Consider the following 23,724-nt stretch of genomic DNA (forward strand, 5'->3'; position numbering starts at 1 on the left):
AAAATCAACGGTACCGGAATAGAATTCAGTAAGAAAAGCGGATGAATTCGCAAATAAATTTTTTGGTGGAGGATATCGGATGAATGACTTGAAGCTCTGGTACGAGGGCCCTGCGGCAGGCTGGGCACAGGGGCTGCCGCTTGGAAACGGCAGAATGGGCGGCGTGATTATATCGGCTCCGCACAAGGAAGTTTGGAGCCTGACCGAGGTCACATATTGGTCGGGACAAGCGGAGCCCTGCCACGGCCGCTCCAATACGAAGCAGGATTTGGAGCGGATGCGTGAGCGATTTTTTGCGGGCGATTATGCCGCTGGCGACAAGCTGGCGAAGGAGCATTTGCAGCCGCCGAAGCGCAACTTCGGCACGAATTTGAGCCTGTGCGACATCATCCTGGAGTGGCCTGCGGCAGCCTCGGAAGGGGGAGCGGAAATGCGCCGGGAGCTGGATTTGCTGCAGGCGGAGGCGCGCTCCGCCGGTATAATGAACGGATACCGGTTTGAACGGGAGACGTTCATTTCCCATGCGGACGATCTGATGGTGTCCCGGCTGTGGACCGAGGACCCGGCCGGGCTAACGTTCACGCTCCGGCTCGAGGGCCGCACGGAAGAGTTCGGCAGCGAAACCCGGGAGCCGGACATGCTTGCCTTCGCTGGCAAAGCGGTCGAAACCGTGCACAGCGACGGAACATGCGGGGTGTCCTGCAGCGGAGCGGTACGTGTCCAGGCCCGCGGCGGCAGCGTGCTGGCCTCGTCCGGAACGATCCGGGTGGAGCAGGCGGAAGAAGTGTGGGTGTACACCGCTGTCCACACGGATTATCGCCAGCAGGACGATGCATGGAAGGAAGCGGGCTTCGGCCAGCTGGAGCAGGCGCTGGGCAAAGGCTATGACCGGCTCAAGGCGGACCATGCCGCCGATTACCGGCCGCTGCTGGAGCGGGTGCAGCTGGATCTCGGCACGTCAGCGGCGGCCGGCCTGCCGACCGATGAGCGGATGCGCCGATTCCGCGCGGGCCAGACGGATGATCCGGCGCTGTTCGCGCTCTTCTTCCAGTACGGCCGCTATCTGATGATCGCCGGATCACGCCAAGACTCACCGCTGCCGCTGCACCTGCAGGGCATCTGGAATGACGGTGAAGCGTGCCGGATGGGCTGGAGCTGCGACTATCATCTGGACATTAACACGCAGATGAACTATTTTCCGGCGGAAATTGCCAATCTCGGCGATTCCCACGAGCCGCTGATGCGCTACGTCCGGGAGCTGGCCCAGGCCGGCCGGTCGGCCGCGCGGCAGTATTACGGCGCAGAAGGCTGGGTGGCCCACGTGTTCTCCAACGTCTGGGGCTTCTGTTCGCCCGGATGGGAGACGTCGTGGGGCCTGAACGTGACGGGCGGCCTCTGGCTTGCGACCCATATGATGGAGCACTACGAATACGGCATTAACGACAAGTTCTTGGCGGAAGAGGCGTACCCGGTGCTCAAAGCAGCCGCGGCCTTTTTCCTGGACTACATGACCGTGCATCCGGAATTCGGCTGGCTGGTGACCGGGCCTTCCAACTCGCCGGAGAACAGCTTCTATCCCGGGTCTCCGGAGGAAGGAGCGCAGCAGCTCTCCATGGGTCCGACGATGGACCAGGTATTGGTTCGGGATCTCTTCACGTTCTGCCTGAATGCAGCCCGAAAACTGGACGTGGACGCCGAGCTGCAGCGGAAGTGGGAGCACGCCATCTCACTGCTGCCTCCATTGCAGGTCGGCCGGCGCGGCCAGCTGCAGGAGTGGCTGAAGGACTACGGCGAAGCGCAGCCGGAGCACCGCCATTTGGCCCATCTGTTTGCCCTGTATCCCGGCAGCCAGATTACGCCGCATCATACGCCAGCATTGGCGGAGGCGGCGCGGGTAACGCTGCAAAACCGCATGGAGCGCATCGATCTTGAGGACGTGGAATTTACCGCCGCCTTATTCGGTCTCTTCTTCGCCAGACTGCACGACGCGGACCGGGCTGAGCATCATATCGCCCATTTGATCGGCGAGCTGTGCCTGGACAACATGCTGACCTATTCCAAGTCGGGGATCGCCGGGGCCGAGACGAATATTTTCGTAATCGATGGCAACTTCGGCGGGACGGCCGCGATCGCGGAGATGCTGCTGCAGAGCCATGCGGGGGAAATTCATCTGCTGCCGGCGCTGCCGGACAGCTGGCCGGACGGGGAAGTTCGTGGGCTTCGGGCCAAAGGAAACATGGAAGTCGACTTGACGTGGAAGCACGGCAAGCTTGTCCAGGCCCGGATACAGGCCTTGTCGGGCGGAACCGTTCAGGTATACTGCGGGGATCGTAGCGTGACGCTGAATTTAACCGCCGGCGAGGTGCATACGCTGGACGGAGCGCTCGCCGCGAATACGGCTGCCGGACGAACAAGCTGAGCCGCGACGAGCTTCGGTGAACTTTAGGCATAAAGGCAATTGCTGCCGTTCGGGCTGCGGTTGCCTTTTCTATATACAAATCATGATTTACGGCCTCCTCAGTACCGGTAATCCTGCATTCTAACCGCAAAACAGGGAAAAATGTACCTTTTGGCTGGAGTGTACCTATACAAATTTGCGATCAAGGCTTTATTATGGAATGTACGCTGCATGAGCAGGCCATACATCTTTCAACCCACAAAATGATAGCGCTATCAAAATAAGGGGGATATCATGCTGAAACGTTCCAGCGTTTTTCGAAATTTTCTGATTTCTTATATCGTCATTCTTCTGATCCCCTGTGTGGGCGGTTACATTTCTTACCTCACCTCGATATCCGTTACACAGTCCATCTCGATCGACAACAGCTTGATTCAGCTGGAAAAGAGCCAGGAGCTGCTGGAGCACCGGATGGCGGAGGTGGAAGGCATGACCCGGCAAATCGCCATCAGCCAGGAAGTGAATATGCTGATGAACGACCGCCATCAAGTGCAGGATGTGTACGGTTTGTGGAAGGCGATGCGGAACGTGCTGACCTTTGGACAAACCAACGATTTTCTTCAAAACTATTTCATTTATTTGGCCAATTATGATTTGATCCTGACTTCAGGCTCCACTTTTCGGCCGGAGCATTATTATGAATATTTTCATTATGACGATATGTCGTTTGACGAATGGAAGACCCAAGTGCTGCTAAAGACCCACCGCAGCGAAATCAAGCCGTTGACGGCCTATACGGAGAGGGGAATGGGTACTTCCGTCATTACGTTTATGCAGTCCTTGCCGCTCGACAGCTTCAACGATTCCTCGCCGGCGAGCGTGGTGGTCATGATCGACGAAAAAACCATTACCGGTTTGCTGTCAGGTCTGACCAAAGGATTTGGCGGATGGGTGCATATCTATGACAGTCAAGGAAATACGCTTGCGCTCCAAGGGAGCGTTCCGTCGTATGTGGACAGATTGAAGGATGACCCGGCTTTTGATGCCAATAAAACGAGCCAATTTTATAAGGATGACCTGGTCATCACAACCCGTTCGGACAAGAACGGTTGGGTGTACCAGGCCGGCATTCCGCGGACCACCCTCATGGAGAACGCCAACAAGATCAAGCGCGCAACCTTTATCCTTACCGGAGGGACGATGCTGATCGGCCTGCTGGTCGGGCTGCTGCTGGCGCGTCGTCACAGCGTTCCGATCCAAAGCATGATCGGTATTATCAAAGAACAGTTCGGCCGGGACGAGCTGGAGAAAAGGAATGCGTATGATTTTCTTAGCGGCAATATCGCCAATATGATCAAGACTAACAAACAGCTCGAAGGCGAGCTGACCCTTCAGCTTCCGCTGGTCCGCGACGCTTTCATTAAGCGCCTCATTGCAGGCGAATTCGAATCGCACGATGTCATCGTGGCGGCGGCCAAACAGGCCAACATTTCGCTCGAAAAGGAGAGCGGTTATGCAGGCATTCTCTGCATTAACGGATACTCGGGTATGGACAGCGTGGAAATTTTGAATGAGCTCAGCGCCACACGCCTCCTTGTGAAACAAGCGCTGCTGGAAATCGCGGGTCCGCTGCCGGTATCCGACCTTGGATCCGATAAGCTTGTCGTCTTGTTTTTCTCGCACGAGAACCGGGAACCCGGGCAGGACGAGGAGGAGCGGATAACCGCGCTGATGGAAGAGCTGATCCAGCATCTGTTCCAGGAATACAAGGTTTCCATCCAGGCTGGTTTCGGCGAGGGCTTTGAGACGCTGATGGATGTGAGCCAATCGTTCGAGCAGGCCAAGCAGGCGCTGGAATATGCCGTGTTTGTGAACTCCAAGGGCATGCTGTGGAATCATGAAGCCCGCATCGAAAACACGACGTATTATTACCCGCTCGACGCGGAGCAGCGCCTCGCAAGTACGATCCGGGCCGGGGAAGAGGAGGAGGCCGGCAAGATCATCGACGGCATTTTCGAGCAAAATATCGCAAGGCGCGAGTTGTCTGTCGAGATGAGGCATCAGCTCGTCGGCGAGATCAAAGGAACTTTCCTCAAGCTGCTCGATCAGAAGGTTTTCCAGGAGTCGAACATGCTGGAAACTGTGAAGCGGAGGGTCATCGACATCGGCCCCGCCGAGCCGCTGGATTCCGTTCAGGCCGAAATCAAGAGCATTACCGCCACGCTGTGCAGTTATATCGCCAACAAGAAAAAGGACTCCCATGCCAAACTGGTTCAGCGAATGTACCAGTACACGGAGGAGATGTACGCCAATCCCGATTTGACCCTGTACCGGGTGGCCGAATATGTGGAACGTCCGGAAAAATACATTTCCCAGTTATTTAAAGAAGTGACCGGGGTCAATTACTCGGACCATCTGATTAAGGTGCGCATGGAGAAAGCTGCTGAACTGCTCAAAGAAAGCAATCATACGGTCGACGATATCGCCGCCCAGGTGGGGTACAACAGCTCCCATTCGTTCCGCCGGGCGTTCAAGCGATTGATCGGCGTGACGCCGAGCGTTTACAGGCAAACGCTCGACGAATAGCACCAGCTCTTGTAAGCCGCAGGATCCGTTTGAGGACGATGCGGCTTTTGTGCGTGCGGAAGCCGAAGCGGAAATATGTACAGCGCTTAGAGCGATGGACCCCCGAAAAAAGGGAAATTGGATGCAAAACGACCGAAGTGTACCTGTTCAAGCGCCCGTTTGATCCACTATGCTCAAGCAAGAAAGAAAACGCTGTCATTTCATCACGCATCCACGCTGATGGCATAGGGGGGATTATTATTCTGAACAAGCAAGCCGCAATTCCAATGAAGCGCAACAGCAGTACGCGCAAGGTCAGTTACTGGCAAATTGCCGGTAAAAGCATGAAGAAGCATTGGCAGCTCTATCTGCTCGTGATTCCTCCGCTGTTATTTTTCCTTATTTTCAAATACTACCCGATGCTTAACGCAGTCCTTGCATTCAAGGATTATAACGTCATTAAGGGGATTTGGGGCAGTCCATGGGTAGGCTTCAAGCATTTTGAGCTGTTCTTTAAAAATCCGCTGTTTTGGACATTGCTCAAAAACACGCTGCTGCTGAGCGGTTATTTGATCCTTGCCGGATTTCCGATTCCGATTATCCTGGCGCTGATGATTAACGAATTGCGCGGGAAGAGATTTAAGAAATTCGTGCAGATGGTCACCTTTGCCCCTTATTTTATTTCCACGGTGGTTATGGTGTCGATCGTCATGCTGTTCCTGTCCCCAAGGCTGGGTTTCGCCAACGTCGTTCTGAATTATTTCGGGCTTGAATCCGTGAATTTTCTGGGCGACCCGGGCATGTTCCGCTCCATCTATGTCTGGTCCGACATTTGGCAGACGGCCGGCTACAGTGCGGTCATCTATCTGGCGGCGCTGGCGGGCATCGACCCGACCTTGTACGAAGCGGCAAAGGTGGACGGCGCTTCGCGGTTCCAGAAAATCTGGCATGTCGATTTGCCGGGCATCGTTCCGACCATCGTCATCATTCTGATTTTGAATGTCGGCAACGTCATGGCGATCGGTTTTGAAAAAGTATATCTTTTGCAAAATCCGCTGAATCAGGTGAATTCGGAAATTATCGCAACCTATGTGTACCGGATCGGATTGCTGAACGCAAACTACAGCTTTGCCACAGCCGTCGGCCTGTTCAATTCCGTCATCAACCTCATCCTGCTGCTGACCGTAAATGGATTGGCGAAGAGGCTGACGAACAACAGCATTTGGTAAGGAAGGAGCAAAGGTATGACCATTCAACTTGCAGGAAGAAAAGCAATCAAGGAGTCGAAGGGCGACCGCCTGTTTTTAGGCATCGTCTACACCATTTTGATCTTGGTCGTCCTGGCGGTTCTGTATCCGCTCGTCTACATTTTAAGCAGCTCCATCAGCAGTCCGGCGGCGGTTACCTCCGGAAAGGTATGGCTGTGGCCGGTCGACATTTCGTTTGAGGGCTTCCGCGTGCTTTTCAGCAGGCAGGAAATTATGACGGGCTATTTAAACTCAATTATTTATACGGCGGCAGGCACCCTGATCAGCGTCACGCTGACGGTCATGATTGCCTACCCTTTGTCCCGGAGGTCCCTCTTCGGGCGCAACGTATTCATGATGATCATCACGTTTACGATGATTTTCAGCGGCGGGTTAATTCCCACCTATATGGTGGTGAAAGAGCTGCACTTGATCGACACAAGGTGGGCGCTGCTCATTCCTAACGCCATCTGGGTATGGCAGGTGATTATCGCCCGCTCCTTTTTTCAATCGTCGATTCCGGGGGAACTGCTGGAGGCCAGCGAGATCGACGGCTGCAGCGATATCCGGTTTATCCGCAGCGTCGTGCTGCCACTGTCCAAGCCAATCATTGCCGTTCTGGTGCTGATGTACGCCGTTGGGCAGTGGAATGCCTATTTCGATGCGTTGATCTATCTCAGAAGCGCAGACCTGTTCCCGCTGCAGCTAGTCCTTCGGAGTATTATTATCCAGAACAACAGCTCGGGCGGAACGATGGACGCTATGGCGATGGTGCAGAAGCAGCAGCTGGCCGAATTGTTAAAATATGCGCTGATCGTGGTGGCGACCCTTCCGGTGCTTGTCATTTACCCGTTCGTGCAGCGCTATTTCGTGCAGGGGATGCTGGTCGGATCGGTCAAAGGATAACCTTGAGGTGCTGATTTTGGCACGCCATCCTGATTCTTATTCCATTTCAAATGGAGGTGGTGCCCTTTTTTGAGATGAGGAAGGCATAAGAAGCTTGCTGAAGAACTATTAAAAAGGGAGCGATTCGATTGAAAAAGAGCCTAATACGAATGTTTATCCTGCTGATGGCTACCTTCGTCGTCATCAGCGGTTGCTCCGGCAAAAAGACAGATAGCCCGGACAGCGCACAGGGAGGCGGTACCGCAGCCGACGGAGGATCGTCGAAGCCCGTACAGGTCAGCGTGTTCGCTGTCCAGGAATCGGGAATCGACATTCCGACGAACAAGTTTACCAAATTCGTCGAGGACAAATTTAACATTCAGTTTAAATGGCAGATTAACCCTTCCGACGGAGCTAAGGAGAAACGCCAGATTTCGCTGGCAAGCGGCGATTACCCCGATGCTTATCTGCTGACAGCCTACATCGATGAATTTTCACAGGCTGACGTCCTGAAATACGGGCAGCAGGGGGTGCTGATTCCTCTGAACGATCTGATCGACCAGTATGGGCCCAACATCAAGAAGGCGATGGAAGAGAGTCCTGAAATGAAAGCTCTTGTCACGGCCCCTGACGGCAATATCTATGGGCTTGGAGCCTACACCGAATGCTTCCACTGTTCCTATCCGAACAAAATGTGGCTCAATACCGAATGGCTGAAAAAGCTCAATCTTCAAGAGCCGAAGACCACGGAGGAATTCAGAGAGGTTCTGAAGGCTTTTAAAACGAAGGATCCCAACGGCAACGGCAAAGCCGACGAAGTTCCGCTCAGCGGTTCGACAGAGGACTTCGGCGTCCGCATCATTCCTTATCTGATGAACAGCTTTATCTATGACGATGACCGGAACTATTTGACGATGAGCAGCGGCAAGGTGCAGTCCGCCGCTATTACGCCGGAGTGGAAGGAAGGATTGAAATACGTTAAGTCCCTCTATGATGAAGGACTGATCGACCCGGGCGCATTTACGCAAAATGCTGAGGCCTTCAAAAAAGTCGGCGAAAATGCCGGTGCTGAAATTCTTGGCGCAGGAGCAGGCATGCACCCGGCCATCTTTGTCAATATCGACCCGGGCAACACCCGTTCCGCACACTACAACCCGCTGCCGCCATTGACTGGTCCGAACGGCATCTCGTATGCCACGCATGATGCCGGGGGCGTCACTTCCGGAGCCAAATTCGTGATTACGAATAAAGCAAGCAAAGAAGCGCAGATCGCATTAATTAAAATGGTGGATTATATGTTCACGCCCGAAGGGCAAACCAATGCCGGAACCGGTATGAAGGGCATCGATTGGACGGATCCGGAGCCGGGAGACAAAGCGCTTGGTGAAGGCGTCAAGCCGATGGTCAAAACGATTCCGACGAAGGAAGGCGAGCAGCCGCACAATGCGGGATGGAGCGGAATGGGGCATTTCTACATGCCGAAAGAATACCGCGACACCTGGGTACAGGGCACCGATATTTACGCTTCGGACGGCTATGAGCGCAGACTGTACAACGCTACGCTTCTGTACCAAGGACATGAGCCTAAAGAAATCTTCCCGATTTGGTCCGTCTGGATCGATCCAACCGAAATCGACGAAGCCAGCATGCTGCAGACCAACCTGAAAAATTACATTGAGCAAAATGAACTGCAGTTCGTGACCGGCAACAAAGACCTGGACAAAGATTGGGACGCTTACGTGAAAGGCTTGAAGGACCTGCAGCTGGACCGTTACCTGGAAATTTTGCAGACGGCTTATGATAAGTTAGCAAAATAATACGATATAACAAGGAACCGGCGGCCGGCAAAGCCTGCTGGTTCCTTTGCGGGATGCCGGTTCTATAACAGACTGGCATCTTCGGCATTTCCGTTCATTTTAAGAACAAGGGCGATTTGTAAAATCAGTTAATCAGTGAACGGAGCAGACAACGCATCGAAAGGAGCAAGGCATGACTGATTCTGGAAATCCGGGTCCGGCGCTGTTCAAATTGATATCATTGGCGGACTTTGGCGACGCTGAGGGCTTACAGGCCAATGCAGGGGCGGCCATGCGGCTTGCGCTAGAGGCAGCCGGTTCGCATGATGGCCCTGTCGTATTGGACATCCCACTTGGAACGTATCATTTTTATCCGGAGCATGCCGTCCGGGCGGCTTATCATATTACCAATACGGCCAGCGAGGAGGAAAACCAGGATGTTACGAAAACGGTCGCGCTGCTGCTGAAGGGGCTTCGCCGGCTGACGCTGGAGGGGAACGGTTCCCTTTTTGTGATCCACGGCAAGCAAACGATGCTGCTGCTGGATGGCTGCGCGGATATCGAAATCCGCAACCTGCACTTCGACTATGCGGTGCCGACTGTGACCGAGATGACCGTGGAGCGGCGCGGAGAGCATGAGCTCGACGTTTGCGTGCATCCGGATTCACATTATGAACTGGAAGACGGACGTCTCACTTGGGTCGGCGAAGGATGGAGGCTCCGGGAAGGGCCGGTACAGCACTGCGACTTGGTCCAAAATGCCACCTGGCGTATGGAAGATTGGCCGTCACGGGCTGAACGCATTGAGGAAATCGGCAGCCGGCGGCTGCGGTTTCATTTTGGGGAGGAACCCGTTCCGCATGTTTCGCCTGGAATGACCGTACAAATGAGAGACGGTGTTCGTGACCAGGTCGGCGTGCTGATCCTGGAATGCGAGAGGATCCGTCTGATCGGCATGGGGCTTCATTTTATGCATGGGCTGGGCATCGTCGGCCAGTTTAGCGCGGATTTGACCTTCGCCGATCTGGATGTAACGCCGCGCCCTGAGACGGGGAGAACGGTGGCGGGCTTCGCCGATTTTATCCATTGTTCAGGGTGCCGGGGCCGCGTTTCGATCACGGACAGCCGGTTTGCCGGAGCCCATGACGATGCGGTCAACGTTCACGGAACGTACCTCCGCATCGTCGGCCAGCCGGCGCCCGATCAAGTGCGGGTTCGATTCATGCATCCGCAAACGTATGGATTTCGCGCTTTCTTTCCGGGGGACGAAATAGCCTTTGTCGATGCCCGCAGTCTTGCGTCCTATGCTTTCGGGCGGATCGCCACCGTGAAGATGTTCGATCCCCGCGAGCTGCTTCTGACATTGGAGCAGCCGGCCCCAGCATCGATAGGGGATTACGATGTCATCGAGAACGTGACGTGGACACCGGAGGTCCTGATTGCGAGGAACCATTTTGCCAGAATACCGACCCGGGGCATACTGGTGTCGTCGCTGCGGAAGACAGTCATAGAAGGCAACAGGTTTGAACGCATGAACATGAGTGCCGTTCTGGTTGCGGGCGACGCGAATTCCTGGTACGAATCAGGCGCTGTCACGGATGTGCGCATTTCGGGCAACCAATTTATCGACTGCGGCGGAGAGGAGCATCCCGTGATCCGGATCGCTCCCGAGAATGAGTCTTCCGTGCTGGAAGTGCCGGACGTACCAGTCCACCGCAACATCCGGATCGAGGATAACCGGTTCAGAACGGCTCATGCCATGCTGCTGTCGGCGCGAAGCACGGAAGGGCTGGCCTTTTGCCGTAACGATATTTTGCTTGCAGTGAAGGCTGGCAGCAAAGATGGCCTGTATTCGGGCGGGGTCTTTCATAGGCAATACCCTGACGGACTTTTTAAGCTGGAACGCTGCAGCGGAGTTACAATGGCCGACAATTCGGTCGGATTCATGGTGGCTCCGACAGACGAATAGAACGAGGAATAAAGGAGATGGACGTCATCGACAAGAAAAGACTGATCGTATTTTTGGACAGCGGGGATACGCTCGTGGACGAGTCTACCGAGGTTCGTGACGAAGACGGAATCGTGGTCAGCGCCGACCTGATTCCGGGGGCCGCGGAGATGGTGAAGACGCTGCATTCGCTTGGCTTTACGCTTGCGCTCGTGGCCGACGGCGATGCACAATCCTTCAAAAACGTGCTGAGTCAGCACCGCCTGCACGATTATTTCGATGCGCTCATCATTTCCGAGCTGATCAAGGCCACCAAGCCGAGCCCGCGGATGTTTAAAGCAGCGATCGGCGCGCTGAACGGGTCCGAAGCGGATTTTGCCCGCACCGTCATGGTCGGCAACAATTTGAGCAGGGATATTAAAGGCGCGAACGCCCTCGGCATCATCAGCGTTTTTCAAAGCTGGACGCCAAGGTACCCCCATACGCCGGCAGACGAATCCGAGCAGCCCGCTTATACGATCAGCGAACCGATGCAGCTCATCGAACTTGTCAATCGGCTGGAAATGGAGCTTGGGGCAGCGGAAACGGAAGGCGAGAGTTCCGAACCCCGGAAAGTACGACAAGAGCGGCAGGAGCGGCAGGAACGCCAAGCAAAGGGGGCCGGGGACCATGTCGGATTCTAAGCCGATTCATGCGCATGCGTATCCCCAGCCCATCATCCATACCCGGAGCGGTCTACCCGCATTTCAGGATAAGATACGTAAGGGACTGCCCGTAACCGTTGCTTTTCTTGGCGGGTCCATCACGGAGGGAGCGGGAGCTTCGGACGCAGATAAGACCAGCTGGCGGGGACTGACGCAGGCCTGGCTCGAGGATCGGCACGGCGCCGGCCGGGTGGCCTGCATCAACGCCGGCGTCGGCGGCACCGACTCGACCTTCGGCGCACACCGGCTGCAGGAGCATGTTCTGGAGCACGGGCCGGTCGATCTTCTGTTCGTCGAATTCAGCGTCAACGACGGGACGGACCGCAGCGAGTCGATCCGCGGCATGGAGGGGATCGTCCGCGGCTGCAAGCGGCGCTCGCCGCAGACGGACCTTTGCTTTGTCTATACCGCAGCGGACAAAAATTTGGGACCGGGCGTCCCGTTCAACATTGCCGTACACGAGGAGGTCGCTGCGTATTATGGTATCCCTTCCGTCAACTACGCCTCCGCCATTCAGCAGGGCGTCGAGGAGGGGCGCTGGACATGGAGAGAACTCGCGCCGGATGGCGTCCATCCGAATGACGAGGGACACGCGCTGTATGCCCGCTTTGCCCGGGAATTCCTGGAGCCTTTCTTAGAGACAGGACTGGATGCGATAGCTGAAGCCGGTCATGTCACCAGCATGGGGAGGGATGTCCTTTCCCTCCCGCCTTTGGAAGCGGGGAATTACGAGTACGGACGGATGATCCGGGCGGACAGCATTTTAAGCCAAAGAGGATTTGACTACAACGGGCTTCAGCATAGGCCTGTTATGAACTGGCGGTACGATGACGGACACTTGGAGGCGCTGAACGAAGGAGCAAGCCTCAGTTATATCGTGACCGGCCGCGGAACGGGACTCTGCCTGTTCATGGGCCCCGACTCCGGCATTCTGGAATACGCCGTGAACGGGGGCCCTTTTCAAGAGGTGAACCTTTTCGACGATTGGTGCAAGCTGGCTTACAGACCCGTGATCATCGTGTTGGCCAGCGGTTCCGAACCGGCCGAAATGCAGGTGGAGGTCAGAAACACCGGACGAAAAGACATGGAGAGTCTGGGAACGCGACTGCAGGTGCTGCGAATCCTGAGCCATTAAAAAGGGGATAGCATGTCTCGCTCTGGTCGTAACAATCGTAACACTTGGGCCAAAGACCACTATTCACTAAGAAAAACCAGCCAGGCCCCCTTCAGGGTTCCGGCTGGTTTTGGTGTTATTCACGACCGTTACGGGAAAACGTTAGTATGTGCTGTACCTACGCTTCATTACCTGGCTCACGACCTGGCGGGAATATTTCAGCGGCCCCGGGTTCTAGTGTTCGGACACGCTCCAGGTAAGCCGTCACTCGGCGGTCATCTTGATTAGGATAGGCAAAGCCGAATTTCGCCGCCACTTCTTGCGCCGTGCTGCGGAATAAGTTGGTCATAGTAAACAGCGCGTTCCAAGCATCTTCGTATTGGCCTTTTGGATAGGTGGCCAAAAGCTGTTCCCAGCTCGATTCAGGAATGTATCCCTTTAAGTACTTCCCGTTTTTGCCGGTGCTCACCGAGAACCCGGTAAGGACGCCGGCCTGCCATTCGAGCATCTTGACCAGCATCTCCCGGATGATGTTCAAATGGTCGAGCGCGTACAGGATCTCCTGTCTCCACAAGCCTTTGGCGACGTAAGGCGAGACCCACCAAAACTCGTTGCAGCAGTCGGCAAATAGTTTGGCGGTCGGCTGCTGTACCCAATACCCCTGATCCGTAGGCTCTACCAGCTGTGGCAGGCTTTGGTCTTTGTCCAGCAGCACCACGGCCAAGCGGTCACCGCCGTTCCAGTCATCCTTTTTATCGATCGGGCAAAGGGTCAGGTCAATCCGATTGCCATCCGTGAACAGCATGAGATACGGATAAAATCCGTCCATAGCCGGAGGAACGAGCTTCATCTCCTCCGGTTTTTGCATGACGATCCGGTCGCCGAATACGTTAACCCAGTCGGGATCCTGGATAAAAGACCCCACGTCAGTCACGACATACACAATATCGTAATCCTGAAAAACATCCTTCGGCGCATTCGGATTCGTCCGCGAGCCGTTCATCCCAGCGGCCCGGATACGCTCGTCGCTTTTGGCTACATTTAATATCAAATCCAACATTTCTCGTTCGCTTCTCATCCCGGGTACAGCCTCCCTGTTTTATATTCATTTGGAATGGGGTCATGCTTACAAGAGGCGGTCCACGAATTCGGATACTCCAGCGAACGACGAGTTCACGTTACAAGTGGTCAAGCAGCTTCTTCATGATGATTGTCCTCCTTTTTAGTGGTGGGTGCATCATCTGCAGAACGGAATTGTAAGGATCATGACAGGCGGTATCCGCCCATACCATAATTACTGACATCTTACCACAAGTTGGGGGAGGGCGGGAAAGCGTACTGCTCAACTTAGGTGAATTTTCTTGAAGCAAATATCGGTAACATTCCGTTGGATGACCGGACCGTCGGGGGTGGTCAACGGATGGTTCAAAAATCAGTCTGGATTATACAGGGGATAGCTGATGGTCTGTGATAAAGCGAGTTCACAGTTATTTTAGAGTGTCTACATATGATGAACAAATTGAAGTTTTGTCTTTTAAATAGTGGACAGAAGAACATATCTTTTCCAAAACTGTTGAGATCTATATATAGTAAAAAATATTAGGATTACTACTAGATACAGGGACTTTAGAGCCGATCCGCCTGCAGGAGAATATAGTATATCGAGTCCTTCTTTTGTAAGACAAAGTATGAAATTGTCCGTTGTGGAAGGACAGGTTTTGTGCTGACTGTGAGGTGGCCAGTAGGCGAATGCTTTTCACAAAAGAAACCAGACTTGCAAACAACAGTTATTTAAATACATTCCGAATAGCCGCAGCATCGAAGTCGTTCGTAATTTTGTATGACCTGGATGCATTTTTAGGTGCTGCTGCATCGTATTCAAAGGTATGCATATAGTCGCTATCATAGAGAGTGATTCCGTACGCTCTCCCTTCGTCGTTTGTCTTCACAGTTATCCAGTAGGATTCGGTAAATTGAATGTCTGATGGTCCGGACTTTTTTAAATTCGCCGCAGAAAGTGAGTTCAATATTTCATGGATTTCTTCCGAATTCGTTACATTTTTGGTGTGCTCACCCTGCTGATCGCGTTTGATGATTTCAATGGATGCAACATTGTTGGTATCGAGCTTATCCAGTACAGCTTCTTTGAAAGTAAAGTTTTTTGGTGAAAAGTAGAAAATCCCCAAGCCGATCACGATGAGGACGGCGGCCGCAAGGTATATTAGTCGTTTCATCACTTCATCCCCCTTCGTTCTGACTAACTCATGTAAAGTATGCTGCGGATTAGAAAATTTACTTTTACTCCCAATTCTATAAATAACGAGAGGCATAAATCAAGCGATAATCAAAATTTATAAATTGCTTCAATATAAGTCAGGTTGCCTAGGGCTACCAACGGAACGCCTAATTGAGCCGTATCTGTTTCGGGGAAACATTCAATAAGAAAAGCCTGCAGCCATTGGCTTTTTTAAAGGCATGGTTGATTTCGGCTACTCCGAAATCCCGGCCCTGGGGTTGAACATGCCCCCCTACACAAGCCTATCATACCCTGATATCCGAACAAGGATTTGCCGCTGGCGTTCCTCCTTGTTCGGATAGTTCAACTACTCCGGCGGCGCGGTGCGCCTGGCGGAGCCTCCAGTTGAACTAACAGGGGAAGTATGATCGAGAAGGTGATCGATATGATCCGCATGTTCCAGGTGGCAAGCCTAACGGGCCGGTGATTTTAAACCAAAGGGAGCGAATCCAAGATGACATGATATCTTTCAAACTTGGCTTTATACATGGATGCAATAAAACAATGGCTTTAAGCAAATCAAAGCAGCCTGGCCAAAGGCCAGGCGCTGATGTCTGAGGCGAGTTCACGGCGGCCAAAGCCACCCGGAACGAGCCTATTCCTTTCCCATTGAGAGATGGGGAAGAGGGCTATCCCACTCTCCAAACGTCTGGGTTTCGCCAATCAACCTCCGGACTTGTGGTTTCCGAGTCCAGCCAAGTTCGCCGTACCAAACATAAAGCAGCCTGGCCAAGGCCAGGCGCTGATGTCTGATTATTCTCAGGCGAGTTCCCGGCTAAAGCCGTCCGGAACGAGCCTATTACTTCCCATCAAGAGATGGGGAAGGGCCTCACAAACGTGGAAGTCACCGGAAAAGTGGCACCAAGAGGAGGCGGGAATTGGGGTGGAAAGTCTACGTGCCGCCTTTGAGACCGGGTTCCAACCACCTTATCGATTCCAAGGAACCCGGTCTCAACAGCGTCTGAAACCCCAATCCCGCCCCTCCCACGCACAAACGTCTGGGTTGCCTCCACTAACTCCACGCCAAAACTTAGGAGGGTTCTCCAAATCGAAGCAGCCTGGCCAAGGCCAGGCGCTGATGTCTGATTATTCTCAGGCGAGTTCCCGGCCAAAGCCGTCCGGAACGAGCCTGTTCCTTCCCCATCAAGAGATGGGGAAAGGCCTCACAAACGTGGAAGTCACCGGAAAAGTGGCACCAAGAGGAGGCGGGAATTGGGGTGGAAAGTCTACGTGCCGCCTTTGAGACCGGGTTCCAACCACTTTATCGATTCCAAGGAACCCGGTCTCAACAGCGGCTGAAACCCCAATCCCGCCCCTCCCACGCGCATACGTATGGGTTTCCTCCAATCACCCCTCGCACTTACCCCACGCGCCAAACGTCTGGATTTCGCCAGTCATCTAGACAGCTTGGCCATAGCCAAGCCACTCACAAATACACGCTTCGTCGACACACCACATTCCGTTTTGCCATCCCCATACACTCAGTCCTTCCTCAGCTCTTGATCGCCCCCATCATGATCCCCTTCACAAAATACCGCTGCACGAAGGGATATACGAGAATGATCGGCAGGGTGGCGACCATGGTCACCGCCATCCGGATGCTCTCGCTCGATACCGGGATGCGCTTGGAGCTTTGGGCCAGCTGCTGGGCGTCGGACATCATGCTGGCCGTCTGGAACTGGTTCAGGATTTTGACCAGCACGGCCTGCAGCGTCTTCAGTTCTGGCTTGTAGGTGTACACGTAGGAATCGTACCACGAGTTCCAGTGGCCGATGGCCAGAAACAGCCCGATGGTGGCCAGCACGGGAACGCAGAGCGGCATGATGATACGGAAAAAGATTTGCAGGTCGTTCGCACCGTCGATTTTGGACGATTCCTCGATTTCGCCGGGGATTTGCTCGATAAAGGTCCGGACCAGAATCATCAGAAATACGCCGATCAGGCCGGGGAAAATATACACCCAGAACGAATCGATCAGCCCGACGGATTTGATGACCATATAGGTCGGAATCAGGCCGCCGCCGAAATACATCGTGAACACGAAAAAGAAGGAGAAGTACTTCCAGCCGATCAGGTTCCGTTTGCTGAGCGCGTAGGCCAGCATGGAGATGCAGAAGATGGACACGGCGGTGCCGACGACCGTTCGCAGCACGGTGATTTTAATGGCGCTCCAAATTTCCGGGTTACGGAAGATGGTCATGTAGCTCTCAAAGGTCGGCACGCGCGGCCAGAAATACAGCCCTCCTTTTAACGTGTCCGTCGCGTCGTTCAGGGAAATGACGAAGATGTTCCAGAACGGATAGAACGTCGCCAGGAAGATGATGGCCAAAAAGACGTACAGTGAGGCATCGAACAGATGCTCGGGGACCGTTTTGCTGTTTTTCATATCGTAAACCTCCCGGGTCGATTAGAATAAAGACTGGCCGTTGAGCCGCTTGGCGATGTTGTTGACGATGATGACGATGATAAAAGCGACGACGGAGCTGAACATACCGACGGCCGAGGCGTAAGAGAACATGCCGTTCTGAATACCGTAGCGGAACGAATAGGTCGACAGCACATCGGAGTAGTCGCGCGTCAAATCGTTGCCGAGCAGGAAGTGCTGGTCAAAGCCGGCATTTAGAATGCCGCCGAGGGCAAGGATCAGCAAAATGACGATCGTCGGCTTCAGGTGCGGCAGCGTGATGTAACGGATCTGCTTGAAGCGGCTGGCACCGTCGACCTTGGCGGCTTCGTACAGCTCCTGGTTAATGGAGGAGATGGCGGCCAGATACATGATCGAGTTGTAGCCCATGTCCTTCCACGTGTTGCCGATCGCGACGATCCACCAGAAGTAGGAGCCGTGCTGCAGGAATAAAACGCTCTCACGCGTAATATGCAGAAACTTCAATATACCGTTGATGGCGCCGTCCGAGGACAGCAGCGTCACGATAATATTGGCCGCGATAACCCAGGAAATAAAGTATGGCAGATACGATGCGGTCTGCACCGTCTTTTTAAAGCGAACACTCCGGATTTCGTTGATGGCGATGGCAATGAGGATCGGCATCGGAAATGAGAACAGCAGTGTAATTAAAGTCGACGCCAGCGTGTTGCGCATGACGATGAGAAAGTCGCCGTTGTTGAAAAAGTACTGGAACCACTTGAATCCAACAAATTCACTGTGAAACAGCGTATGCCAGAAGCCGCCCAGCGTCGGCTGGTAATTGACAAAGGACATGTACAGCCCCACCATGGGCGTATAAGCGAAGATGAGCGCCCAGACGATCGCGGGCAGCATCATGAGGAACAGATACTTCTGTTGTTTGACGGTCACCCACAGCTTGCGCCGGGGGATCGGGAGCTCCGATCTTTTCTGTAAAGCCAGTTCGGTTTTCATAGGGGGCACCTCGCATCTTAAGTTAACTCAAATTATAAAACCCGCAAAAAATGAGTGTCGATACGCCATTGTAACGAAAGATGCTTGAAAATGACTTACATTTGTGAGGACCCTTAGTTAAGTAACGGGAAACCACTATAATATAGAATGAACTAAAGTTTTCTATCGTTATCACTTGATTCACGGGGCATTCCGTGTCAGAAAAGGACTTTCTTTAGTTCATTTCTATATAACGTTAAGCAAAAGGGGACTGGAGGGGTAGACCATGTACAGCATTTTTCTCGTGGACGACGAAGAGCTGGAGCTTGAGATGATGAGGGATTATATTCGCTGGGAAGAAATGGGGCTCTATGTTGCAGGCACGGCTGTCAATGGACGGGATGCCGTGGAGAAGATCGAGGCGATCCAGCCCGACATCGTGCTGACCGACGTGCAAATGCCGCTGATGAACGGCCTGGACCTGGCGCGGCATATAAGGGAGCGTTATGACTGGATGCAGCTCGTGTTCCTGACGGGGCACGACGAATTTGATTACGTCAAATCGGCCTTGAACGTGGGGGCCGTCGGTTATTTGCTGAAACCGCTCGATCTCAGCGAAATTGTAAGCGTTATCGAAAAAGTAAAGCATCAATGCGAGGAAGTGCGGATGAAGAACCGTTCGATCCGCGTGACCCGCTCCCATATTTTGAAGGAGCTCGTCCATGAATCCGATGCGGAGCGCACCGGAAATCTGGCCGCCAGCTTTCGCCGGCTGTCGCGCCACCCGGAGGGGCAGAAGTATGCGCTGGCCCTGCTGCAGCTGGACGGGATCAGCGCTGAGGCAGAAAGCGTATCCGTGGAAGACGGACGCGACCAGGTGTCCGAGCTGATCGGGGAATGGCTGGCCGAGAAACGGCTAGACGCCGACATCGTCCTGTTCAAGGAAGGCGAGATGGGCCTATTTATGGACGCTGCGGCCAAGCCGGGTGAGTATGGTTGGAACGATCTGCTGGAGCGTATCCGGCAATCGCTGCATTGTACGGTAACGGTCGCCACGGCACCGCAGGAGGAATCGTTGACGGGAATTCAGGCGCTGTACCGGCAAACAAGGGTCATATTAGCGGAGCTATTTTACACGGGAAAGGGAAAAGTCATCGGGCCGGAGGACGTTCAGCAGTCCAAGGGTGGGGAGACGCCCGCGCTTGCGGAGAAGGAGTGGATCGAAGCGCTGGACGGGCATGATCTGGAACGGGCGGGTGAGATTTTAAGTGAGCAAATCGCCAAGCTGGTGGCGCTTAGGGTTGCGAAAAACGAGGTGTGCGGCGCGGCCATCGGCTGGATCGAGCACCTGCTGGAGCACATTCACGAGCCGATTGCGGAAAGCCATAAGCGTGCCGAGCTGTACCATACCGTGTACGGCTGTCAAACCATTTACGAGATTGAAGCGCTGGTGATGGACTACGCCAAGCAGGCGGCGGATTCGGTCCGGCAGCGGTTTGCGGACAAGAACGCCAAGCTGGTGCATCAGGTGCGGACGATGATCGACCAGAACTTCCATCAGCCGATTACGATTAACAGCCTGTCGGATCAGGTGTATCTGTCGCCGAACTACCTGCGGTCCATTTTTAAAGAGAAAACGGGGATGACGATTCACGACTACCTGACCCAAATCCGCCTCGACAAGGCCAGGGCTTACTTGGCTGACGAATCGCTGAAGGTGCAGGACATCGCCCAGATGGTGGGTTACGAGAGCACGTCCTACTTTATTTCCTTATTCGTGAAAAACCAAGGAGTCACGCCGAATGAATACCGAAAACATCTCCTTCTGGGATAAAATCGCCGCGCGCATTCCGTTCACCCGGACAGGCAGGCTTGCCCGCCCGCGCCTGCGGCACAAATTTTTCTTCATCTTTCTGATCGTCATTATTCTGCCGTTCTCCATTCTGATCTACTATTCGTATACGTCGACCCGCAGCACGATTACGAAGCAGACGTATACCGCGCTTAATGTGACATTGGCCCAGATCAACACCAACGTGGAGAAGCGGCTGGATTACTATAACCAGCTGTCGAACATTTTGTACATGGATGCCCAGCTGCGCAATTATTTATCGACGGATTACGAGCAGGCGTTTTATTATTTGGACGCTTTTCAATACATCAACCGCACGCTGCCCTCGCTGATGACGCTGAATTCCAACATTCAGAACATCACGATCTTTACCGGCAACAAAACGCTGTACTCCGACGGCCAGTACGTGAAATATATGGAGGAGCTGCCGGCCGAAATCAAAGAAAAGGCGCTGAAAGCCGCCGGAAGCACCGTGTATACCCATACGGACGACTACACGGCGCCGGATGCGCATTTTACGCTGGCCCGTTCGCTGAGCTATTTCAGCCTCCAGCATCCCTACGGGATTTTAACGCTGGACATTAGCGACAACGAGCTGTATTCCCTCATTAAGATGGAAAACAACAACAAAAGCGTCTACATTATCGACGAAAACGGAAGGATCATCAGCACGGGGGATCAGAACCTGGCTTCCAGCCTGCTGTACGACCTCTATCCCATTCAAAAGGAGCTGAGCGGGAAATCGGGTCATTTTGACTTGAAAATGAACGGGCAGGAGCGCTTTTTCACCTATAACAAGCTGAGCAACGGCTGGAGTACGGTCATTACCGTGCCGTATGACGAGCTGCTGTCCAACACGAACAAGGCTACGGGAAAAATCATCTGGTTCTCCGCGATCACGATCAGCATCGCCATTCTGCTGCTGTATTTTACCACCAAGGTGCTGACCAAACGGATCGAGGTGCTGCTGCAGCAGATCCGCAAGGTGGAACGGGGCGACTTCCGCCTCTCCATCAAACCGATGGGGCATGACGAGATCGGCCAGCTGTCTTTTGCCTTCAATAAAATGGCCTCAACGATCCAGAATCTGATTCAGGATGTGTACGTGAAGGAAATCGCCATGAAGGAATCGGAGCTGAACACGCTGCAGGCGCAGATCAATCCGCATTTTCTGTATAATACGCTGTCGTCGATTTCTTCGCTGGCCTTGAAAGAGGGGGCGGGGCAGGTCTATCGCATGGTCAACTATTTGGCCAAGTACTACCGGGTGTCGCTGAACAAGGGAAAGCGGATCATTCTGGTGGAGCAGGAAATCAATCTCGTCAAAAATTACGTGGCGATTCAGGACATCCGCTTCCGGGACAAGCTGCATATGCACTACGACCTCGATGAAGAGCTGTTCCAGCGGACGACGATCAAGCTGATTTTGCAGCCTTTTATCGAGAACTGCATCAACCACGCGATGTGGGACGAGTCGGGCGTTAACATTAACGTCAAGCTGAAGCGGGACGGGCATGACATGCTGCTCCAAGTCATTGACGATGGCGCCGGTATGACGGCGGAGCAGCTGGACCAGGCGATGCAGAAGAGCGACAGTCCTTCCGGAGCTTCCGGATATGGTATCAAAAACGTGGATGACCGCATCAAGCTCACTTATGGCGGGGAATACGGAGTGTCCATGTTCAGCAAACCGGGCATCGGCACCGCCGTCACGATCCGGATACCGCTCGATCCGCCTCCATCTGCCGCAAAAGCACCAGGATGAGGAGCTGCCTTGAAACGATGAAAGACGTTTTCCATTATGAATTGTAATATTGCGTTATAGCTAATTGAACTCCCCGTTTTTACAATTAGACATGTATTCGGGAACAAGAATATGACGACTTCAGAAAGGGGTTCAGGCAATGAAAACGATCAAAGGGATTCTCGCGGCAGCCCTCGTTATGACAGCGCTTACTGGCTGTGGCGGCGGAGGAGGCGGGAAAGCGGCATCCGGCGATGACAAGGGCGCGGCCGCGGACAGCAATGCGCCGATCACGCTGACGTGGTTCGATAAAAATACGGGGGATGCGTTCAACAACCCGGTGGCCAAAGCGATTACGGAAAAGACCGGGGTCACGGTCGAAATTCAGCAGCCGACCGGCAACCCGGTGGAGAAGCTGAACCTGATGCTGGCGAGCGGCGACTTGCCGGACGTCGTCATGCTGGACCGCGGCAGCGACATCATGAACAAATATATTTCATCGGGCGCGATTATCCCGCTGAACGATCTGATCGACAAGTACGGTCCGCATATTAAAGAAATGTACGGCGACACCCTGGCCAAAACGAAAAACGATGACGGCAAAAACTATTATTTTGCCAACTGGTACGGTCTGGAGAAATACCCGGTCTTCGGCTTTATGATGCGCATGGACATTATGAAGGAGCTCGGCGTCGGGGACAAAGTGAACAACGGTGAGCCGTTTACGGCGGAAGAGTTCGAGAACCTCCTGGTGAAGTTCAAGGAGAAGTATCCGACGATCGACGGCAAGGAATCGATCCCGATGACGCTGAACGGTGAAAATATCGGCAGTGTATCCGGCACCTTCAAAGGCATGTTTGGCATGATGCCGTATTATGAAACGAACGGCGAGCTGAAGAAGGACATCCGCGATCCGCGTTACCTGGAGATGGTGAAATTCCTGAACTCCTTGTACCGTAAAGGACTGCTCGACAAGGAATGGGCGACGATGAAAACGAAGCAGTTCGAGCAGAAGCTGGCGGGCGGCAACGTGTTCGCTACAGCCGAAGCGCTGTGGAACGTGGGCAACCCCAACTCGCTGCTGAAATCGGAAGCGCCCGATCCGGCCAAAGCCGACGAGCGCCAGTTCTATCAATATAAAGTGCTGGCTCCGGGCGTGAGCGCCGACCAGACGACGTACGGTCCGAAAAGCTCCCTGGGCTGGGACGGCGTAGCGATCACCCGCTCGAACAAGGATCCGGAGCGTACGATGAAGCTGCTGGACTTCCTGGCCAGCGAGGAGGGACAGTACCTCCTGATGTGGGGCGTGGAAGGCAAGGACTGGGACATGAAGGACGGCAAGCATGTGCCGCGTCCGGAAGTGCTCGATGCGTTCAAGAAAAACTGGGATGAGGCATCCCGGACGACGGGCATCCGCAAATGGACGTGGATGATCAAGAACGGACCGGGCTCCGACGGCACGCCTTACGACCTGATCGGCCGCTTCCAGTCCGATCCGGTGACCGATCTGGCGATTAAAAACCTGGCCGATACCTCTTTTGACACAGCCCCATACGATAATTTGGGACCTGCGGGCGGTACGCCGGAAGCGATCATGGATACGAAGGTCAACGATACGATCAACAAATATTTCCTGAAGATGGCCCTGGCTCCGACCGAAGAACAGGTGACCGAACAGTACAACCAAATGATGAAGGAAGTCGAGGCGGCTGGCCTCTCCAAACTGGAGAAAATCTACACCGAGAACTATAAGAAGCGCCAGCAGCTGTGGACGGAGTCTAAATAACGCAAGCGGGGGAGGAGAAGACGGCCTTTGT

The 23,724-nt window shown here is 53.9% G+C and carries 15 protein-coding genes; 11 read left to right on the forward strand and 4 right to left on the reverse strand.

Features of this window, described 5'->3' with window-relative positions:
• Window positions 1-79 precede the first annotated feature (79 nt).
• The 8 genes from K2F33_RS12820 (at window position 80) to K2F33_RS12855 (ending at window position 12,678) form a co-directional block, all read left to right on the forward strand.
• Window positions 80-2,419 carry a glycoside hydrolase family 95 protein gene (locus tag K2F33_RS12820; protein ID WP_263881901.1) on the forward strand — a complete coding sequence of 780 codons (2,340 nt, stop codon included), beginning with the start codon at window positions 80-82 and terminating at the stop codon, window positions 2,417-2,419.
• Window positions 2,420-2,692: 273 nt separating this feature from the next.
• On the forward strand, window positions 2,693-4,984 hold the full coding sequence (locus tag K2F33_RS12825) for a helix-turn-helix domain-containing protein (RefSeq protein ID WP_263881902.1): 2,292 nt from the start codon (window positions 2,693-2,695) through the stop codon (window positions 4,982-4,984).
• A gap of 266 nt (window positions 4,985-5,250) precedes the next feature.
• Window positions 5,251-6,192, forward strand: coding sequence for an ABC transporter permease (locus tag K2F33_RS12830; protein WP_244169437.1), 942 nt, complete (start codon window positions 5,251-5,253; stop codon window positions 6,190-6,192).
• A gap of 15 nt (window positions 6,193-6,207) precedes the next feature.
• Entirely contained in the window at window positions 6,208-7,116 is a 909-nt protein-coding gene (locus K2F33_RS12835) for a carbohydrate ABC transporter permease (RefSeq protein WP_076175564.1), read from the forward strand.
• Between the two features lie 128 nt (window positions 7,117-7,244).
• Entirely contained in the window at window positions 7,245-8,912 is a 1,668-nt protein-coding gene (locus tag K2F33_RS12840; RefSeq protein WP_076175567.1) for an extracellular solute-binding protein, read from the forward strand.
• Between the two features lie 172 nt (window positions 8,913-9,084).
• Entirely contained in the window at window positions 9,085-10,860 is a 1,776-nt protein-coding gene (locus K2F33_RS12845; protein WP_263881905.1) for a right-handed parallel beta-helix repeat-containing protein, read from the forward strand.
• 17 nt (window positions 10,861-10,877) lie between these two features.
• Window positions 10,878-11,522: an HAD family hydrolase gene (locus K2F33_RS12850; protein WP_263881907.1), complete on the forward strand. Its 645-nt coding sequence runs from the start codon at window positions 10,878-10,880 to the stop codon at window positions 11,520-11,522.
• Window positions 11,509-12,678, forward strand: a complete 1,170-nt coding sequence (locus K2F33_RS12855) for an SGNH/GDSL hydrolase family protein (protein ID WP_263881908.1) — start codon at window positions 11,509-11,511, stop codon at window positions 12,676-12,678. Before K2F33_RS12850 ends, K2F33_RS12855 begins: the two co-directional genes overlap by 14 nt.
• 157 nt (window positions 12,679-12,835) lie before the next feature.
• Here K2F33_RS12855 and K2F33_RS12860 read toward each other — a convergent pair whose 3' ends face one another.
• The 4 genes from K2F33_RS12860 to K2F33_RS12875 all read right to left on the reverse strand — a co-directional run bounded on the left by K2F33_RS12860 (window position 12,836) and on the right by K2F33_RS12875 (window position 18,332).
• Window positions 12,836-13,735, reverse strand: a complete 900-nt coding sequence (locus K2F33_RS12860) for an aminoglycoside 6-adenylyltransferase (protein WP_263881910.1) — start codon at window positions 13,733-13,735, stop codon at window positions 12,836-12,838.
• Between the two features lie 709 nt (window positions 13,736-14,444).
• The gene (locus K2F33_RS12865) at window positions 14,445-14,891 is read right to left on the reverse strand and encodes an ATP-dependent metallopeptidase FtsH/Yme1/Tma family protein (RefSeq protein WP_263881911.1); all 447 of its coding nucleotides are present in this window, start codon (window positions 14,889-14,891) and stop codon (window positions 14,445-14,447) included.
• A 1,554-nt stretch (window positions 14,892-16,445) separates the two neighbouring features.
• Window positions 16,446-17,339, reverse strand: coding sequence for a carbohydrate ABC transporter permease (locus K2F33_RS12870; RefSeq protein ID WP_076175584.1), 894 nt, complete (start codon window positions 17,337-17,339; stop codon window positions 16,446-16,448).
• Between the two features lie 21 nt (window positions 17,340-17,360).
• Window positions 17,361-18,332 carry an ABC transporter permease gene (locus K2F33_RS12875; protein WP_263881912.1) on the reverse strand — a complete coding sequence of 324 codons (972 nt, stop codon included), beginning with the start codon at window positions 18,330-18,332 and terminating at the stop codon, window positions 17,361-17,363.
• Between the two features lie 265 nt (window positions 18,333-18,597).
• Between K2F33_RS12875 and K2F33_RS12880 the strand changes: the two genes are divergently transcribed.
• The 3 genes from K2F33_RS12880 to K2F33_RS12890 all read left to right on the forward strand — a co-directional run bounded on the left by K2F33_RS12880 (window position 18,598) and on the right by K2F33_RS12890 (window position 23,693).
• Window positions 18,598-20,145, forward strand: a complete 1,548-nt coding sequence (locus K2F33_RS12880; RefSeq protein WP_263881913.1) for a response regulator — start codon at window positions 18,598-18,600, stop codon at window positions 20,143-20,145.
• Window positions 20,114-21,928 (forward strand): cache domain-containing sensor histidine kinase, encoded by a 1,815-nt coding sequence (locus K2F33_RS12885; RefSeq protein WP_263881914.1) that lies wholly within the window; start codon window positions 20,114-20,116, stop codon window positions 21,926-21,928. Before K2F33_RS12880 ends, K2F33_RS12885 begins: the two co-directional genes overlap by 32 nt.
• A 139-nt stretch (window positions 21,929-22,067) precedes the next feature.
• On the forward strand, window positions 22,068-23,693 hold the full coding sequence (locus K2F33_RS12890) for an ABC transporter substrate-binding protein (RefSeq protein ID WP_089548660.1): 1,626 nt from the start codon (window positions 22,068-22,070) through the stop codon (window positions 23,691-23,693).
• Window positions 23,694-23,724 lie beyond the last annotated feature (31 nt).

Origin of the sequence: Paenibacillus sp. PSB04 (genome assembly GCF_025809195.1) — a bacterium.
In the GTDB taxonomy this organism is placed as follows: Bacteria; Bacillota; Bacilli; order Paenibacillales; family Paenibacillaceae; genus Paenibacillus_AQ; species Paenibacillus_AQ favisporus.